Annotated in this window: 14 protein-coding genes; all 14 read left to right on the top strand. The window is 53.8% G+C overall.

From position 1 onward, the window contains the following. Positions 1-88 precede the first annotated feature (88 nt). The 14 genes from SACSAC_RS02305 to SACSAC_RS02240 all read left to right on the top strand — a co-directional run bounded on the left by SACSAC_RS02305 (position 89) and on the right by SACSAC_RS02240 (position 17274). Positions 89-1525 (top strand): bifunctional metallophosphatase/5'-nucleotidase, encoded by a 1437-nt coding sequence (locus tag SACSAC_RS02305; RefSeq protein WP_037283042.1) that lies wholly within the window; start codon positions 89-91, stop codon positions 1523-1525. 120 nt (positions 1526-1645) lie between these two features. Continuing rightward, a complete protein-coding gene (locus tag SACSAC_RS02300) occupies positions 1646-2740 on the top strand; it encodes an HD-GYP domain-containing protein (protein WP_084777877.1) in 1095 nt (364 codons plus the stop codon). A 128-nt stretch (positions 2741-2868) separates the two neighbouring features. Beyond that, positions 2869-4005, top strand: coding sequence for a radical SAM/CxCxxxxC motif protein YfkAB (gene yfkAB, locus SACSAC_RS02295; RefSeq protein ID WP_037283039.1), 1137 nt, complete (start codon positions 2869-2871; stop codon positions 4003-4005). 46 nt (positions 4006-4051) lie between these two features. Further along, entirely contained in the window at positions 4052-5416 is a 1365-nt protein-coding gene (locus SACSAC_RS02290; RefSeq protein WP_037283037.1) for a hemolysin family protein, read from the top strand. A gap of 7 nt (positions 5417-5423) precedes the next feature. Next, a complete protein-coding gene (locus tag SACSAC_RS02285) occupies positions 5424-6116 on the top strand; it encodes an HAD family hydrolase (protein ID WP_037283035.1) in 693 nt (230 codons plus the stop codon). A 72-nt stretch (positions 6117-6188) separates the two neighbouring features. Then, positions 6189-6533, top strand: a complete 345-nt coding sequence (locus SACSAC_RS02280; protein ID WP_037283032.1) for a YlbF family regulator — start codon at positions 6189-6191, stop codon at positions 6531-6533. Positions 6534-6707: 174 nt separating this feature from the next. Next, positions 6708-8042: a DRTGG domain-containing protein gene (locus SACSAC_RS02275; RefSeq protein ID WP_037283027.1), complete on the top strand. Its 1335-nt coding sequence runs from the start codon at positions 6708-6710 to the stop codon at positions 8040-8042. A 29-nt stretch (positions 8043-8071) separates the two neighbouring features. Further along, positions 8072-11773 (top strand): DNA polymerase III subunit alpha, encoded by a 3702-nt coding sequence (locus SACSAC_RS02270; protein ID WP_037283024.1) that lies wholly within the window; start codon positions 8072-8074, stop codon positions 11771-11773. Between the two features lie 361 nt (positions 11774-12134). After that, positions 12135-12323, top strand: coding sequence for a hypothetical protein (locus tag SACSAC_RS02265; protein ID WP_037283021.1), 189 nt, complete (start codon positions 12135-12137; stop codon positions 12321-12323). A 98-nt stretch (positions 12324-12421) separates the two neighbouring features. Further along, entirely contained in the window at positions 12422-13315 is an 894-nt protein-coding gene (gene accD / locus SACSAC_RS02260; protein ID WP_037283019.1) for an acetyl-CoA carboxylase, carboxyltransferase subunit beta, read from the top strand. 4 nt (positions 13316-13319) lie between these two features. Beyond that, a complete protein-coding gene (locus tag SACSAC_RS02255) occupies positions 13320-14294 on the top strand; it encodes an acetyl-CoA carboxylase carboxyltransferase subunit alpha (RefSeq protein ID WP_037283017.1) in 975 nt (324 codons plus the stop codon). Between the two features lie 264 nt (positions 14295-14558). After that, a complete protein-coding gene (gene pyk / locus SACSAC_RS02250) occupies positions 14559-15977 on the top strand; it encodes a pyruvate kinase (RefSeq protein ID WP_037283015.1) in 1419 nt (472 codons plus the stop codon). 368 nt (positions 15978-16345) lie between these two features. Next, positions 16346-16867 (top strand): acyl-CoA thioesterase, encoded by a 522-nt coding sequence (locus SACSAC_RS02245; protein ID WP_037283013.1) that lies wholly within the window; start codon positions 16346-16348, stop codon positions 16865-16867. 14 nt (positions 16868-16881) lie between these two features. Next, positions 16882-17274 (top strand): FxsA family protein, encoded by a 393-nt coding sequence (locus SACSAC_RS02240; RefSeq protein ID WP_037283012.1) that lies wholly within the window; start codon positions 16882-16884, stop codon positions 17272-17274. Positions 17275-17435: the final 161 nt, after the last annotated feature.

Genomic DNA, 17435 nt, shown 5'->3' with positions numbered 1-17435 from the left:
CGAATACGATTTCGCGTCGGCGCATCGCCGGAAATTTCGGTGTTGCGTCGCTCGCGCAGGATGCAAGGTCCGAAGGAGGACGGCCTCAATGGGCTCAAAGACAGAAGAGCAAGACACGTTGACGATTTTGCATACCAACGACCTTCACAGCCACTTTGAGCAGATGGGCCGGATCGCCGCGTTTATCGCTGCTGAAAAATCGCAAGGTAAGCCGGTATGCACGCTCGACGTGGGCGATCATATGGATCGAATGGCGATCGAGACCGAAGGCAGTCTGGGATTGGCCAATGTCGACATTCTCAATCGCACGGGCTATGATGCCGTAACGATCGGCAATAACGAAGGCTTGACCTTTACGCCGCAGCAGCTTGGAGAGGTCTATGCACATTTGGACTGTCCGGTTGTGTGCGGTAACGTAAGGATGGCGGACGGTTCATTGCCTGCTTGGCTGCAAGACTCGGCAGTCGTTGAAACCGGCGGGTTTAGAGTGGGCATACTGGGCCTGACCGCACCGTTCTCTGATTTTTATCGATTGTTGGGCGTCGAGGTATCCGATCCTTTTTCGCTTCTTCAGCAGCAGGTAAGCGAACTGCGCCGACACGTCGATATTATTGTATTGTTATCTCATCTGGGACTTGCGTCGGATGAGCGAATAGCAAGCATGATTGAAGGGATTGACCTGATTCTGGGCGGGCACACGCATCATCTGCTTGCCGAGCCTGTTGCGATCGGGACAACCGTCGTATGTGCGGCCGGCAAATTCGGTCAGCATATCGGACGAATCGTGATCGAACGCGATACCGCTTCGGGCCGCTGCAAAGTTAGAGAGGCAGGTCTTGTCGCACTCGACGACGCTGCCGTCTCCGATGATCGGATCGATCATGCCATTTCGAGGCATCATGAAGAGGCGGCCAAGCGGCTTCGGCGGGTCATTGCCGTCTCCGAGCGCGAATTGGGCGTCGATTACGAGCAGGAGTCCGAGCTTGGCAATTTGCTTGCCCAATCGGTTCGGCGTTTTGCCGGAGGGGAATTTTCGCTGGTTAATTCCGGTCAGGTGCTTGGGCCGCTGCCTCCGGGAGAGATCACTGAAGGCATGCTGCACGCGCTTTGTCCCTCGCCGATCAATCCATGCGTGGTGACGCTGCGCGGCAGCGATATTTTACGCAGTCTGGAGCAGTCGCTCTTACCGGAATATACCGGCAAGAAATTGACCGGATTCGGATTTAGAGGCGAACGGCTTGGCGGGTTGTGCGCGGACGGATTATTCGTACGCTATGATCCGGAAGCCGAGCCGTATTCGCGCATTTTGGAAGCTCGAACGTCCGAACGGACAATCGAACCCGACGAGGAGTACCGGGTGGGGACGCTGGACATGTTTACGTTCGGCGCCGGTTACGAATCGCTCAGCCGCGGAACGGATAAAACGTTTATCTTGCCCGAATTTTTGCGCGACCTGTTGCGCATGGAACTCGGGCGCCCCGGCGCCGCCGGAGAAGCCTCCGCTTCGCGTTGGATACGCGCCTGACGGCTGGGAGCGTATCGCCGAGGGAACGACGAAGACCCGTCCTATAGCAAAGTTCAAAATATCAACGGCCCTCGCCGCCGGGATCGGTTGCCGCGCGATCCGGATTACGGGACGGCTTAAATGGAGTGGAAGTTTGTGCGCCTGCTGTCGATCGGACAAGTAAAGCCCGGCATGAAGCTGGGCAAACGCATTTATAATGAAGAGGGTTTGACGCTGCTGGCCGAAGGGGCCGAGCTGACGGCTTCGATCCTCCGCAGGCTGGAAAGGCTCGGGGTCGATATGCTGTACATTCAGGACAAGTTGACCGACGACATCGTACCGCCGGAGATGATTTCCGACGAAACGAAACGCCAGGCCATCAAGCAAATCCGAACCGTTTACCGCAGCATGATGAATGATACGATGGGACGCATGTCTTATCCGCATCTGGGCTACAGCTTTCGCAAAATGACCGAAGAGATTCTGAACGATCTGGGCTCTCGGGAAGACGTTTTGATTATGTTGGGCGACATTCATACGACGGACCACTATTTGTATACTCATTCGTTCAACGTTTGCCTTTATACGCTGACGTTGGGCATGGCCGCCGGCTATTCGCGGGAAGATCTGTTCACGCTCGGAATGGGCGCCATGCTGCACGATATCGGAAAGACCCGTATCGAGCCGAAAGTGCTGCTGAAGCCGGGCAAGTTGTCGGATGACGAATTTTCGGAGATGAAGCGGCACACCGAATTGGGCTACGCGATTTTAAAAGACGAACCGTTCGTGCCGCTGCTTGCCGCTCATTGCGCATTTCAACATCATGAACGGTTGGACGGCAGCGGATATCCGCGAGGGATTCACGATAGCGAGATTCATGACTTTGCCAAGTGGATTGCCATAACCGACTCTTATGATGCGATGACGACCAACCGGGTATACCGTCGGGGAATGCTGCCGCATCAAGCCGTGGACATTTTATATGGAGGATCTTGCACCCAGTATGATCAGCGCAAGCTGGAAGTATTCCGGGACAAGGTAGCGTTGTATCCGGTAGGCTTGACGGTTAAACTCAGTTCGGGGGAAACGGGCGTAGTCACGAGCGTTCCGTCGAAAACGCCCAATCGTCCGATCGTGCGGATTATCGAAGACGCGGAAGGCGGCAGCGTGCAGCCTTATGAGGTCGATCTTTCGCAGCATCTTTCCACTATGGTGGAACGAATTGCGGATCGCTAAAAATCCGATCCGGCAATCGTTAGTCGTAAAACGGTTATAGTAAAGAAAAGCAGCTTTTACCCTTTTGGACTGCCGCGACTTTTTTCGCAGCGGTCCGAAGGCAGTTCTTAATCATAAAGGTGGTCAACATGACAGTAATCAATAACAGTGGTCAGAAACTTCGCGATTTGTCTCCCAGCTACGATCCGTGGGATCCGATCCGTTCGCTCCGAAAACACGGGCGTCACCGTCTGACCAGCGTGGAAATGACCGTTACCAACCTGTGCAATATGCGATGCGAGCATTGCGCGGTCGGGGATACGCTCGTCTTGAACGAGCCGGACATGATTCCGCTCGATCTGATGCTGCGTCGTCTGGATGAGGTCGAGCATTTGGAAACAATCAGCATCACGGGCGGCGAGCCGTCCTTCCGTCGTCAGACCGTCGACAATGTGATCGTGCCGTTGCTTCGTTATGCGAGAGAGCGCGGCATCCGTTCGCAGATCAACTCGAACCTGACGCTGGATCTCGAACGTTACGAGAAACTGCTGCCTTATTTGGACGTGATGCATATTTCGTTCAACTACACGGGACCCGAGCATTTTCACGAGACCGGATTTGCGAACAGCGGTCATCCGGTTCCGTTTGCCGCGGCTGAGAAAATGTATAATCGGATGATCGACAACGCGAAAAGCCTCAGCAAGTCGGGCATGTTTATTTCGGCGGAAACGATGATCAATTTCCGTACGCACAAACATTTGCCGCAAATGCACCAGGCTGTGCTCGATATGGGCTGCGTGCGTCATGAAGTCCACCCGATGTACCCTTCGGCTTTCGCGGCTAATCTGCCGGTGTTGTCGCTGGACGAGATGCGGGTAGCGATCCATGATTTGCTGGATCACCGCAACGAGGATGTTTGGATGTTGTTCGGCACGTTGCCGTTCTACGCTTGCGGAAGCAACGCAGAAGAGCGCAAGTTGCTGAATCGTCTGTATAGTGCCAAAAATGTAACGGTGCGCAACGATCCGGACGGACGCAGCCGCGTGAACGTCAATATGTTTACCGGCGATGTATTTGTCACGGACTTTGCAGCCATCCCTTCATTTGGTAGTGTATATAAAGACAATCTCGATTCCATCTTCGAAGAATGGACGACTAACCATCCGCTCAATCGCACCGTTAATTGTTTTTGCGATGCGGCAAGCTGCTGCGGACCGAACCTGCTCGTAGCAGACATGTATTACAAAGGGGTAGACTTCAAGTCGCGCCGCGCGATTTTGGACTAAGAACAACCGGATTTTCGGCATGTGCTGAAGAAAAGAGGAGATTTCATTGGGCCACGAGATAGAGATAGGGACATTGGCGATCAATCTGTTTTTGGTTCTGCTGCTGGTTCTCCTGAACGGCGTATTCGTCGCTGCGGAATTTTCGCTCGTCAAAGTTCGGCATTCCCGGCTGCTTCAGCTTGAAACGGAAGGAAACCGACTGGCTCCTTACGCTTTAAAAGTAGCTAGTCGGCTGGATGCCTACCTATCCGCTACGCAGCTCGGCATCACGTTGACTTCGCTGGGGCTCGGGTGGCTCGGCGAGCCGGCCGTGTCGGAGCTGTTGGTCGAACCGCTGATGTATCAAATGGGTTTCACCGATCCGGGTCTGATCTCCGGCATATCGGTCGCGATCGGGTTCGCCATCATTACGTTCCTGCATATCGTGCTCGGCGAATTGGCACCCAAATCGTTGGCGATTCAAAAGTCCGAAGGGACTTCCCTCGCGTTAGCCGGACCGCTGCTCGTATTCTATTACGTATTCCTTCCGGTGATCTGGCTGCTTAATCATGCGGCTAACGCATTTTTGCGCATATTCGGGATTCAACCTGCCGGGGAAGGCGACGTCGCCCATTCCGAAGAAGAGATTCGAATACTGATGAATCAGAGCGCGAAGAGCGGAGCTATCGATCTGGAGGAAGTCAAACTGATGGATAACATCTTCGACTTCTCTGATATGTTGGCACGCGAGGTCATGCTTCCGCGAACGGATATGGACTGTCTCTATGTGAATCTTCCATTGAAGGACAATATGAAGATCATTACCGAGACGCGGCATTCTCGTTATCCGGTCGCGATCGAAGACAAGGACCAAATTATCGGTTTCGTACATATCACGGATATTCTGCTCTGGCCGCAGGGTACGGAACCGAATCTGCGCAAGCTGGTTCGTCCGATTCTGAACGTACCGGAGTCGATGGAGATTAGTCATGTGTTACGGTTGATGCAGCAGAAGCGTGCGCAACTTACCCTCGTCGTCGATGAGTACGGCGGCACGGCCGGCTTGCTGACGGCGGAAGAGATTCTGGAAGAAATCGTCGGCGATTTGTATGATGAATTCGAGAACGAGCGTCCGGAAGTTGAAGTGATCGGTGACATCATCTCGGTCGACGGTCGGATGCTGGTCGAAGAGGTCAATGATTTGACCGGAGCCGGCATCGATGACGAGGAAGTCGATTCGATCGGCGGCTGGATGTTTAAGGAGCTTGAGGGCAACCCGCTGCCGGGACAGATCGTTCAGTTCGGCCGCATTCGGTTTGAAGTGGCGGAAGCCGAGCGATTGCGCATCACCCGCGTTCATATTCATAAGCCGCACAAAGAGGCGGACGGGAACGAAGAAAACGGGGAGGAAAACGAACGAGGAGAGGATTGAACTGAACATGCAAACGGCAACCAGCCTGCAAAAACCGGAAGCGATGATCTTTGATATGGACGGGACATTGTTCAAGACGGAGACCGCATTGCTTCCGGCGTACCACAAAATGTTCGACGTGCTGCGTGCCGAAGGGCTTTACGAGGGAGAAACGCCGCCGGAGCGATTGATTCTGGGAAGTCTCGGCATGCTGCTGGAGGAAATTTGGAAGATCGTAATCCCGGATGCCGACGAAAAGCTTCGCAACCGGGCCAACGACCTGCTGCTTGAACTTCAGTTGGAAGTGTTGAAAGGCGGAGAGGCGCTGCTCTATCCCGACGTCAAGGAGACGCTGGAACAGCTTCGTGAACGCGGCGTGCGTCTTTTTGTAGCCAGCAACGGCCTTGAAGGGTATGTAAAAGGAGTGTCGGCCGCGCTGGGTATCGAGGAGTTGTTCGAATCCCAATACAGCGCAGGAGAGTACCGGACCGCGACCAAGGTGTTGCTTGTGGAAATGCTGCTCAACACCCATGGGGTAAAAAGTGCCTGGATGGTCGGTGACCGATCCTCCGACGTGCAAGCCGGCCGCGGCAACGAGCTTGGCGTCATCGGCTGCGCTTATGCGGATTTCGGCGCCAACCATGAGCTGGAAGATGCCGACGTGTTGATTACCGAATTCAGCCAATTGATCGAACTGTACGACAACGCGCCGTCTGCTTAGAAGGGAAGACGCCTCCTGGCAGCACGGTCAAAAAAGATACGGGGACACCCCGAACAGAAGGAGACTTACCTCATGACCAACGTTTACGATAAAGCCCACGACCTCGCAAAATCGCTTCAAGAAAGCCAGGAAGTGCAGGATATTACGGCGGCGCTGAAACTGATCGAAGCCGACCCGGAAAGCAAACGCATGCTGGACGACTTCCGCACGCGCCAAATGAATATTCAACAGCGCATCATGGGCGGAGACGTTCCTCCTCAAGAAGAGATGGAGCAAATGGAGAAGCTGTTCGAAGTGTTGAGCTTGAACTTGAATATCCGTCGTCTGTTCGAATCCGAACAACGCCTGAGCGTCATCATCCAGGACGTGAACAAGATTATTTCCGACAGCCTGGCCAATATGTACGATCCGCGCTGATTGCCTTTTAGAAGTAAACCGCATGTTATAAGGCGTTTGATAAACGCTCCGTTTTCCTTTTTGGGAAGCGGGGCTTTTCGCATTCTTCTCACTGATTGCTGTCGATTTTCAATGCGGATATTTATGGTATAATGAGTACAGTCTAATACAGATTTCTGGGGAGGAGTACAACAGTTGGAAGGGCATGAACAGACCGTGACGAAGCACGAACAATTGCTTCAGCATATCGAACAGCTCAAAGTCGGCACGAAGATTTCGGTGCGTAAGCTGGCGAAGGAAATGGGCGTCAGCGAAGGCACGGCTTATCGGGCTGTAAAAGAAGCGGAGACGCTCGGCATCGTGATTACGAAAGAACGGATCGGAACCGTTCGCGTGGAGAAGAAGCCTCGTAATATTACGGATCAACTGACCTTTGCGGATGTCGTGGATATTGTAGAAGGCCATGTGCTTGGAGGAAACGAAGGCTTATCCATCACGCTGCACAAATATGTGATCGGCGCCATGAAGGTGGATGCGATGGCTCGTTATATCGATACGGGAAGCTTGTTGATCGTCGGCAACCGGGAGAATGCCCATTCGCTGGCAATCGAGCATGGCGCGGGGGTATTGATTACAGGAGGTTTCGGCACAAGCCGCGAGGTGAAAAGTCTGGCGGATCGATTAGGGCTGCCGATCATCTCGTCGAGGCATGACACGTTTACGGTGGCCTCGATGATCAACCGTGCCATTTTTGACCGATTGATCAAAAAGAAAATCATGCTGGTTGAGGATTTGGTCGGCTTAAAGCCCAAACCTTATTCGCTGAAAGCAACGAGTACGGCAGAAGATTTCTGGCGCGTGTCGGAGCGGACCGGAACCACAAGCTTTCCGGTAACCGACGAGTGGAATCGCGTGCTCGGCATCATCAGTCGCAAAGATATCGAAAGCATCGAGCCTGGGCATACGATCGAGCGTTCCATGGTGCGAAATCCCGTTACGGCGGGCTTGCTTACCTCATTGGCTTCGGCGGCGCAGATCATGACCTGGGAAGGCATTGATTTCCTTCCGATCGTCGACCGCAATCGCAAACTGGCCGGTGTGCTGACGCGCCGCGAAGTGCTTCAGGCGATGCGGGATGCGCGCGAACAGAGCAGTCTGGGCGAGACGTTCGACCATCTGATCTGGAACGGCTTTGCGGAAGAGCGGGATGCGGAAGGACGTTTGTTTTTCCACGGCTTCATCACCCCGCAGATGGCGACGGATCTCGGCACCATCTCGGAAGGCGTGATGACGTCCGTGATGATTCAAGCGGCTTTGCGCATGGCTAAAGATTACAGCGGCAACGATTATGTCGTCGACAATATGAGCACGTATTTTATTCGCCCGGTTCAGATCGAAGACGCGGTGACGGTGATGCCTCTCGTGTTGGAAGTGGGCCGCCGGATTTGCCGCTTGGAGATTGCGATCTCGCATGAGGAACAGACCGTCGCGAAAGCGATGATGACCTTGCATTCGATCGAAAACGGATAGTTGAACAAAAGAAAAGGGGGAACGCCTGCATGAACGATTTTGTCCATCTGCACGTGCATAGCGAATACAGCCTGCTCGACGGAGCGGCAAGGATTAAGGAACTGGTGGGGCGTGCGGCGGAGCTGGGCATGAAGTCGCTTGCGTTGACCGACCACGGCGTCATGTACGGCGCAATTCCGTTTTACAAAGCATGCCGTGCAGCCGGGATCAAACCGATTCTCGGCTTCGAGGCTTATTATACGTCCGATTCCCGCCATGAGCGGGGCAGCCGCAAGGACCAGCCGATCTACCATTTGCTGCTGCTTGCCAAAAACGAAGTCGGCTACCGCAATCTGATGAAGATGTGTTCGATCGGCCATTTGGAAGGGTTCCATTATAAGCCGAGAATCGACCGCGAAGTGCTTCGGCAGCATAGCGAAGGCATTATCTGCACCAGCGCTTGCATCGGCGGCGAGATTCCGCAGCATTTCCTCAACGGACGTCCCGAGGAAGCAAAGATCGCGGCCTTGCGCTATAAAGAGATTTTCGGCGAAAACTTTTATATCGAGTTGCAGGATCATGGATTGGCCGAACAGAAAAAGGTGAATCCGATGCTGATCGCGTTGGCCGAAGAGATCGGCGTGGAGCTGATTGCCACCAACGATTCTCACTACCTGGCTGAGCCGGATGCGGAGATTCAGGATGTGCTGATCTGTATCGGTACGGGAAAAACGATGGAGGACGAGGAGCGGTTCCGCATTCCGACCCGTCAGTTATATCTGAAAAGCGGCGACGAGATGGCGAAGTTGTTCCCGCATCTGCCGCAGGCGCTGGCGAATACGGCCAAAATTGCGGAAGAGTGCGAGCTGGAATTGGAGTTGGGGCAGTCCATTTTACCCGAGTATCAGCCATTGCCCGAAGGCAAAACCCCGCACCAATATCTGATCGAGCTGTGCCAGCAAGGATTGGAGCGCCGTTACGACCAACTTCCGAATTGGAAAGATGCCGACGAGCGGCGCAAGCTGGACGAACGATTGGAGTATGAGCTCGGCGTGATCGGAACGATGGGCTTCTCCGATTATTTCCTGATCGTTTGGGACTTTATCCGTTACGCGCATGAGCAAGGAATCGTGACGGGGCCCGGCCGGGGGTCGTCGGCGGGCAGTCTGGTCGCGTATACGTTGAACATTACGGATGTCGATCCGATCAAATATAACTTGTTGTTCGAACGTTTCTTGAATCCGGCGCGGATCACGATGCCCGATATCGATATCGACTTCAGCGACGAGCGTCGCGATGAAGTGATTGCTTACGTAACGGACAAATACGGTTCCGATCGGGTGGCGCAAATCATCACTTTCGGAACTTTGGCGGCGCGGGCCGCCGTGCGCGACGTCGGTCGCGTACTGGCGCTGCCGTACGGGGAGGTCGATAAAACGGCCAAGCTGATTCCGGTTCAGGTCGGGATGACCATCGATAAGGCGCTTATGCAAAATACGGCGCTGCGCGAACGGGTCGACCAGTCGCCGGATACGAAAAAGTTGATCGATACGGCCAGACGCGTCGAAGGCATGCCGCGCCATGCCTCTACGCATGCGGCGGGCGTCGTTATCGCGCGGGGTCCGTTGACGGATTATGTTCCTTTACAGGAAGGCGGCGAAAAGACGGCGCTGACCCAGTATCCGATGGAAAGTCTGGAAGCGGTCGGCCTGCTCAAAATGGACTTCCTGGGACTGCGCACATTGTCGATCATCGAACGCTGCCAGAACTGGATTGCCGAGCGTGTTGGTGCGCCTGTCGATTTCAAAACGGTATCGGATCACGACCCGGGAACGTACGAGCTGCTCGGTCGGGGCGACACGTTGGGCGTGTTTCAGATGGAGTCGCCGGGCATTCGCCGCGTGATGAAAGAAATGAAACCTTCGGTGATCGAAGACATCATCTCGGTCGTGGCCTTGTATCGTCCGGGTCCGATGGAGTTCATCTCCAATTATATCCAAGTGAAGCACGGAGCGGTCACGGCGCATTATCCGCATGAAGATCTACGACCGATTCTGGAAGATACGCACGGCATTATCGTATATCAGGAGCAGATTATGCAGATCGCTTCGACGATGGCCGGATTCTCGCTCGGGGAAGCGGATTTGCTGCGCCGGGCCGTATCGAAGAAAAAGCGCGAGACGCTGGACCAGGAGCGCGAACACTTCGTTCGCGGCAGCTTGGGCCAGCAGTATAGCGAAGAAGACGCCAACAAGGTATACGACATGATCGTGCGCTTCGCCGATTACGGTTTCCCGCGGGCTCACGCGGCGGCATACGGCGTTTTGGCTTTCCAGACGGCCTATCTCAAGGCGCATTACCCCGTCGAATTCATGGCTTCGATGCTTGCGGCCGTGACCGGCAATCATCGCAAGGTTGCCGAATATGTGGTCGAGACCCGGCGCATGAACATTCCGGTTCTGCCGCCCGACGTGAATAAAAGCGGGATGCTGTTCACGCCGTCGGAAGAGGAAGGCACACGCAGTCTTCGTTTCGGCTTGGCTGCCATCAAAAACGTCGGCACGAACGCGATCCGCAACATCATGGAAGAACGCGCCAAGCAGCCGTTCGAGAGCCTGCTTGATTTCTGCCGCCGCGTCGATACGAAAACTTGCAACCGGCGCGTGATCGAAGCGTTGATTCAAGCGGGTGCTTTCGATTCGCTGCCGGGTCATCGCGCGCAGCTTCTCGCCATGCTGGATGAAGCTTTGGATGCGGCAAACAAATGGCGCAAAGAACGCGAAGATTTCCAAATCCAGATGTTCGATTTCGTGGAAACGCCGAACTGGGAGATCGAATATCCGAACGTGCGCGAATACACCGTTACGGAGCAGTTGGATTTGGAACGCGAACTGCTGGGTTTGTATTTGTCCGGGCATCCGCTCGATGATTACGATCGTTTGCTGAGCGATACGGGCGCGCAAAAACTGGTGGAGCTGGGCGAGGCTCCCGACGAAAGCCATGCCGTGACTGCGGGAATGGTGGTCAGTGTTAAAACGATTACGACCAAGCAGGGCAAGGCGATGGCTTTTGCCGAAATCGAGGACCAGATTGAGCGATGCGAGCTGGTGTTGTTCCCCGAGGTATGGAAAAGAAGTCAGGATGTGCTGCAACCCGGGGCTTTAATTGCGCTTCGCGCAAAAGTGCAGCAGCAGGATGAGGGATTCAAGCTATTGGCCGATACGGTGCTTCCGCTTGCTGAAGATGCCGTTCATGGATTGATTGCGCGCGGGGAAGCGCGTGCCGGCGGATCATCCGGTCGATCATCGAGAGCTGCTAGCGCGGGCAATTCCTCGGTAGGAGGGTCGTCAGGAGCGCGCGGCGCGGGTTCAACCGCCGCTGCCAAATCAGGCAATGCGCGTGGTTCGACAAGTGCGGTAGTTGATGCAAAGAGTCAGCAAGCTTCGAATCCAGCGATGCCTGACGATTCGGCTGAGTCCCCTGCTTCGGGCCGTCGAACCAATGCCGTGGAGCAGGAATCGCCGCAGCAACGAGTCTTTGTGAAGATTGCGTCGGATCGCCGGAATCCCGAACTGCTGGAGACGCTGAAAACGATGCTGCAAAGCCATCCGGGCCCGATGCCTACGCTGCTTTTTTACGAAGATACGCAGAAGTTGATCGCGCTCAGCGATGCCTACCGGATCCAACCTTCTCCCGGGTTATTCGATCAAATGGAAGGCTTGCTCGGCGGCGGAACCGTTCGGGTCAAATAAAAGAACTGGATCGGCCGACATGCCTCGATAGGGCTGTCGGCTATTGATCTTTTCTTGCCGATCGGGCACGCTCCGCCTTTATTATTTTTAATTGTTTGCTTGATTTTTGCGTCCAGTACCATGACCGCTTAAGATGTGAGGTTCCGCCCGCCTGAAACGGACTAGAACCATGTGAATTTCAGGCGAACGTAAACCTGCTATTTGAGGTGATACAGAGTACTAGGTTCAACGTTCTCAAGTTTCGCCGCACCTGCTCCCGCGCCGATTCTGTTGCTAAAAAAAAGAGCCTTATGGTATCATTAAGCCATTATGCGGGGATACGGGTTCATCCGGGCAGTCGATAAGGGGGACATATTTGTTCATGTGGACGGTGATCTATATCGCCTCTACCGCCAAATTGGCGGAGAAGCTCCAGAGCAGGCTGACCGAAGAAGGTTTTCTCGTCAAGATCCGTCCCGTCAACATGTCCAAACAGCAGTTCGAGATTTTGGTTCCTTCCGGCGAGCTTGAAGAAATTCAGGAGGTGCTGAATTACATCTTGCATCCCTGAGTAGAGCCGCACCCGGCCGGGATCAAATGCGAGAGTGCACGGTTTAAGAACGACCTTCAAGGCGAGGCCCGCCAAATAACGGCTGAAGAGGTGTAGTGGTGTTCAAGGATTTATTTCAGAAAAAGAGAAAGTACGCAACCCTTCCTCCCGACCGCAGCGCCGCAAACGGCAGCTCGGAGGCGCAGCAGCGTCCAAAACGGGAGATTCCCGAAGGGCTCATGAATAAATGCAGCAAGTGCGGCGCGATCCAGTACAGCAAAGAGCTGGAGAAAAATTTGAAAGTCTGCCCGTCTTGCGGACATCATATGCGATTGAACGCCATGGAACGCATTGCGATGACGCTGGACGAAGGAAGCTTCGTAGAGCGCGACGACGATGTCGTTTCGATCGATCCGCTGCAATTTCCGGGGTACGCCGGGAAGTTGGAAGAGCAGAAGCTGAGATCCGGATTGAAAGAAGCCGTCGTAACGGGTGAAGGCGCCATTAACGGCCAACCTGTTGCAGTCGCGGTCATGAGCTTTGATTTCTTTAGCGGAAGCATGGGTTCGGCCGTTGGTGAGAAGATCACCCGGATTATCGAGCATGCGGGCGCATACGATTTGCCGCTGATCATTTTCTCGACTTCCGGCGGCGCACGGATGCAAGAAAGTATTCTCAGCCTGATGCAGATGGCCAAAACTAGCGCTGCACTGGGGCAATTTTCGGAAAAAGGCGGCCTTTTCTTATCGGTTATTACCGATCCGACGATGGGCGGGGTATCGGCCAGTTTCGCTATGCTCGGAGATATCATCATCGCGGAGCCGGTCGCTACGTTCGGATTTGCGGGCCGGATTGTCATTGAACAAACCATTCGTCAAAAACTGCCGGAAGATTTCCAGACGGCGGAGTTTAATATGGCGCACGGACAGCTTGATATGGTCATACACCGCAAGGAAATGAAGACGACGCTGGGCAAACTGATCGGCATGCACAGTACAAAGGAGGAGCTCTAGGCGGATGGCAGGAGAATTGGCATTTGAGCAGCCTCTCGTAGAGCTGCGCAAGAAGATCGACGAGCTCAAGCAGTTCGGACAGGAAAAAGGCATCGATTTCAGCGACGAAATCTCTCGGCTGGAGGAGCGTCACGCGCAGCTTCAGCATGAAATTTATACCAATGTAACGCCGGCGCAGAAAATGCACTTGGCACGTCATCATCAGCGTCCGACGACGCTTGATCTGATTCCGTTCGTGTTCACGGATTTCGTGGAACTGCACGGCGATCGGATGTTCGGCGACGATCTGGCGATTGTAGGCGGCTTGGCCCGGTTGAACGGGACGCCTCTTACGGTGATCGGCCATCAGCGCGGCAAAGACACGAAAGACAATATTGCGCGTTTCTTCGGAAGTCCGCACCCGGAAGGCTTCCGTAAGGCACTTCGCTTGATGAAGCAGGCCGAGAAATTCGGACGCCCGATTGTTACCTTTATCGATACGAAGGGAGCCTATCCCGGCAATACGGCCGAGGAGCGCGGACAATCCGAAGCGATTGCCCGCAACTTGCGCGATATGGCGATGCTCAAAGTTCCGGTCATCTGCGTCGTTATCGGCGAAGGCGGCAGCGGCGGCGCGCTGGCGCTTGGCGTAGGCAACCGCGTATTGATGTTGGAAAACGCCATCTATGCCGCGATTTCTCCGAACGGTGCCGCGTCGATTCTGTGGAAAGACGCTTCGAAAGCCGATCAGGCTGCGGAAGCAATGAAAATCACGGCGTCCGATCTGCTTGAGATGAACGTCATCGAGGATATCGTGCCGGAGCCGAAAGGCGGAGCGCATCGCGATTACGAAGCAACGGGTCTCGCGATCAAGGACGCTTTGACGCGTCACTTGGGCGAGTTGTCCGCTTTGGATGCGCAAGGGCTGATTACGGATCGCTACGAGAAATTCCGTAAGATCGGGCAATATGCGTCCGAGCAGACTTTACCGAATTCCTGAGTAGTTTTTACTTTAAAAACCTATACAAATTCGCGATTTTAGTGTAGATTTAATTGTTGGTGAGGATTTTATAACCTTCCGAAAACCGACTTCTGCATGCGTAGGATTAAGAGGTCGGCGTACCACGGAACCGGCCTCTTTTTGCGCGGAAAGTGGAAGGATGGACATAGATTCCCTTTTTCAGAAACAAGCAAGAAAACAGAGAGAGTCCCCGAGAGGGGAACAAACAGAGATCGACAGAGATCAAAAAACGGAGGAACCCAAATGCGTAAAACAAAAATCGTATGTACGATCGGACCTGCGAGCGAATCGCTCGAAAACACGAAAAAGCTGATCATGGCGGGCATGAACGTAGCTCGGATGAACTTCTCCCACGGTGACTTCGAAGAGCACGGCAACCGCATTAAAAATATCCGCCAAGCATGCCAAGAGCTCGGTAAGAGCGTTGCGCTGCTGCTGGATACCAAAGGACCGGAAATCCGCACAGGCAAAATCGCGGTCGAGCCTCTGGATCTGGTAGAAGGCGAAAACATCACGCTGACGACGGAAGAAATCGCCGGCGATAAAAACCGTTTGTCCGTTTCCTACGTTGACCTGCCGAAAGACGTATCGGTAGGTTCGACAATCCTGATCGACGACGGCCTGATCGGGCTGACGGTTACCAAGGTTGAAGGTACCGAGATCGAATGCAGCATCGTCAACGGCGGACAAATCAAAAGCCGTAAAGGCGTAAACGTGCCGGGCGTCAGCATCTCGCTTCCGGGCATCACGGAGAAGGATACGAACGATATCGTTTTCGGTATCGAACAAGGCGTGGACTTCATTGCGGCTTCGTTCGTGCGTAAAGCTAGCGACGTGCTGGAAATTCGCGAACTGTTGAAAAAGCATAACGCAGAACATATCCAAATCATCTCCAAGATCGAAAACCAAGAAGGCGTCGACAACCTGGATGAAATCCTGGAAGTGTCCGACGGCCTGATGGTTGCCCGCGGCGACCTCGGCGTAGAAATTCCTGCCGAAGACGTGCCGATCGTGCAAAAGCAAATGATCGAGAAATGCAACCGTGCGGGCAAACCGGTCATCACGGCTACGCAAATGCTCGATTCGATGCAGCGCAACCCTCGTCCGACTCGCGCCGAAGCGAGTGACGTAGCGAACGCGATCCTCGACGGTACGGACGCGATCATGCTGTCTGGCGAAACCGCTGCGGGTAAATATCCGGTCGAATCGGTACAAACGATGTCCCGCATCGCCGAAAAAGCAGAATCCACGATCAACAACCGTGAGATCCTGAAAAAACAAAGCGAAGCTCAACAAAAATCCGTTACCGAGTCGATCAGCCAATCCGTTGCTCACGCGGCATGGAACCTGGACGTTAAAGCGATCGTCACTTCGACGCAATCCGGTACAACCGCGCGCATGATCTCCAAATACCGCCCGGTAGCTCCGGTTATCGCAGTAACGACTCAAGAACAAACCCTTCGTCGCCTGGCTCTCGCATGGGGCGTTATCCCGGTCAAAGGCGAAGTTGCCGAAACGACTGACGAACTGTTCGAAAGCGCACTGCAAGGCGCGAAAAACTCCGGCATCGTTCAAGACGGCGACCTGGTTGTCATCACGGCCGGCGTCCCACTCGGCCGTTCCGGTTCGACCAACCTGATCAAAGTCGATCAAATCCACTAAGATTTGATTCGCCAATCATAGATTCATTGCTTTGAGAAGCCGCCGTGCCAAACGGCGGCTTTTTTTGTTTATATTTTGCAGTTTTATCTTGCTGCTTTTTCTTTCATCCCCTTAACTCCAACGTCGGAGTGCCTGGCGGAGGGAGAAATTCAGTTCAAGACGCCTTTGAACCCGGGATTTGAAGTTTGAATGGAAATTCAAATTTCAAATCCCGGGTGAGACAGCGAATTGAACGAATTTCTCCCGCAGCCCAACCGCACACCCCCTGTTGGAAATCCCCCCTATATTTCGTATACAATATAGATAGGCTTAAGGACGCATGATAAACGAACGAAGCGTCCCGTTTGACCAAACAAGGAGTGGGAGTCATGGGGAGTTCTGAAGAAAAGACTGCCGAAGGGCAGGGAGGCTGGTTCCGTACAGGCCTTAAAGTGCGCTACCAGGAAACCGATAAAATGGCCGTGGTCTATCACGCCAATTATTTGAACTGGTTCGAGATTGCGAGAACGGAAATGATCCGTGCGATCGGATTATCGTACCGGGAGATCGAAGAACAAGGGGTATATTTGCCTCTACTTGAGGCACATGCCCGGTTCGTCAGCCCGGCGCGTTATGATGATCATATCTGGATTTATGCGCGGATCAGCGGATTCTCTCCGCTGCGTTTGGAGTACGAATACGAAATTCGCCGCTGCGAGAACGAGTCCGATTGGAGTACGGATTCCTTCGAACTCGCTCGAGGCGAAGAACGGGCGGGAACATTGTTAAATACCGGAAGCACCGAACACATTTGGCTTAGCGCCGATTGGAAGCCGATTCGTCTTCATAAGACCGCGCCGGAACTGTACAGACGTATCGAAAACTGGGTTTCTGCCGCATTAACGACATAAGGGAGGGCACATGCATGAAAAATAGAATGGCCATTTTATTTATTCTCGGCGTCGTGATTGAAGCGGCGGCGTTTGCTTGGTTAATCGAATACTTCGGCTTTTTCAAAACGCTGATATTGGCGCTTGCAACAACCGTAATCGGTATCGCCATGGTGCAATTTGAAGGACGCAAAGCCATGAACGATCTCAAATTGCTCGCGGAGAGCGGACAGCCGCCTGGCCGTAAATTGGTAGACGGCGTCTGCATCATGGCCGGCGGAGCATTCCTGATTGCTCCCGGTTTTATTACCGACCTGATCGGCATCACGATGGTCTTTCCATTGACGCGTCCGCTATACCATCGCGCCGCCATGCGTTGGATCGAGAAACGGATGAAAAACGGCAATATTACTTTCTATCGTCGTTAATTCATTGATTTGTCCAATTTGCCGTCCGCATCCAGCGGACGGTTTTTGACTGTTTACCAAACTTGCAAACGCTTGCTCTCTGCTGTAACATAGATCATTGTAAGGGGTTTCAAATTATGTTTATAACCCCGATAAAACAATTTGATTCCTCGTTAACACGA

The sequence above is a fragment of the Saccharibacillus sacchari DSM 19268 genome, assembly GCF_000585395.1.
GTDB lineage: Bacteria > Bacillota > Bacilli > Paenibacillales > Paenibacillaceae > Saccharibacillus > Saccharibacillus sacchari.
Note: the sequence above shows the minus strand (reverse complement) of the source record. Positions and strands in the feature narration are given on the sequence as shown.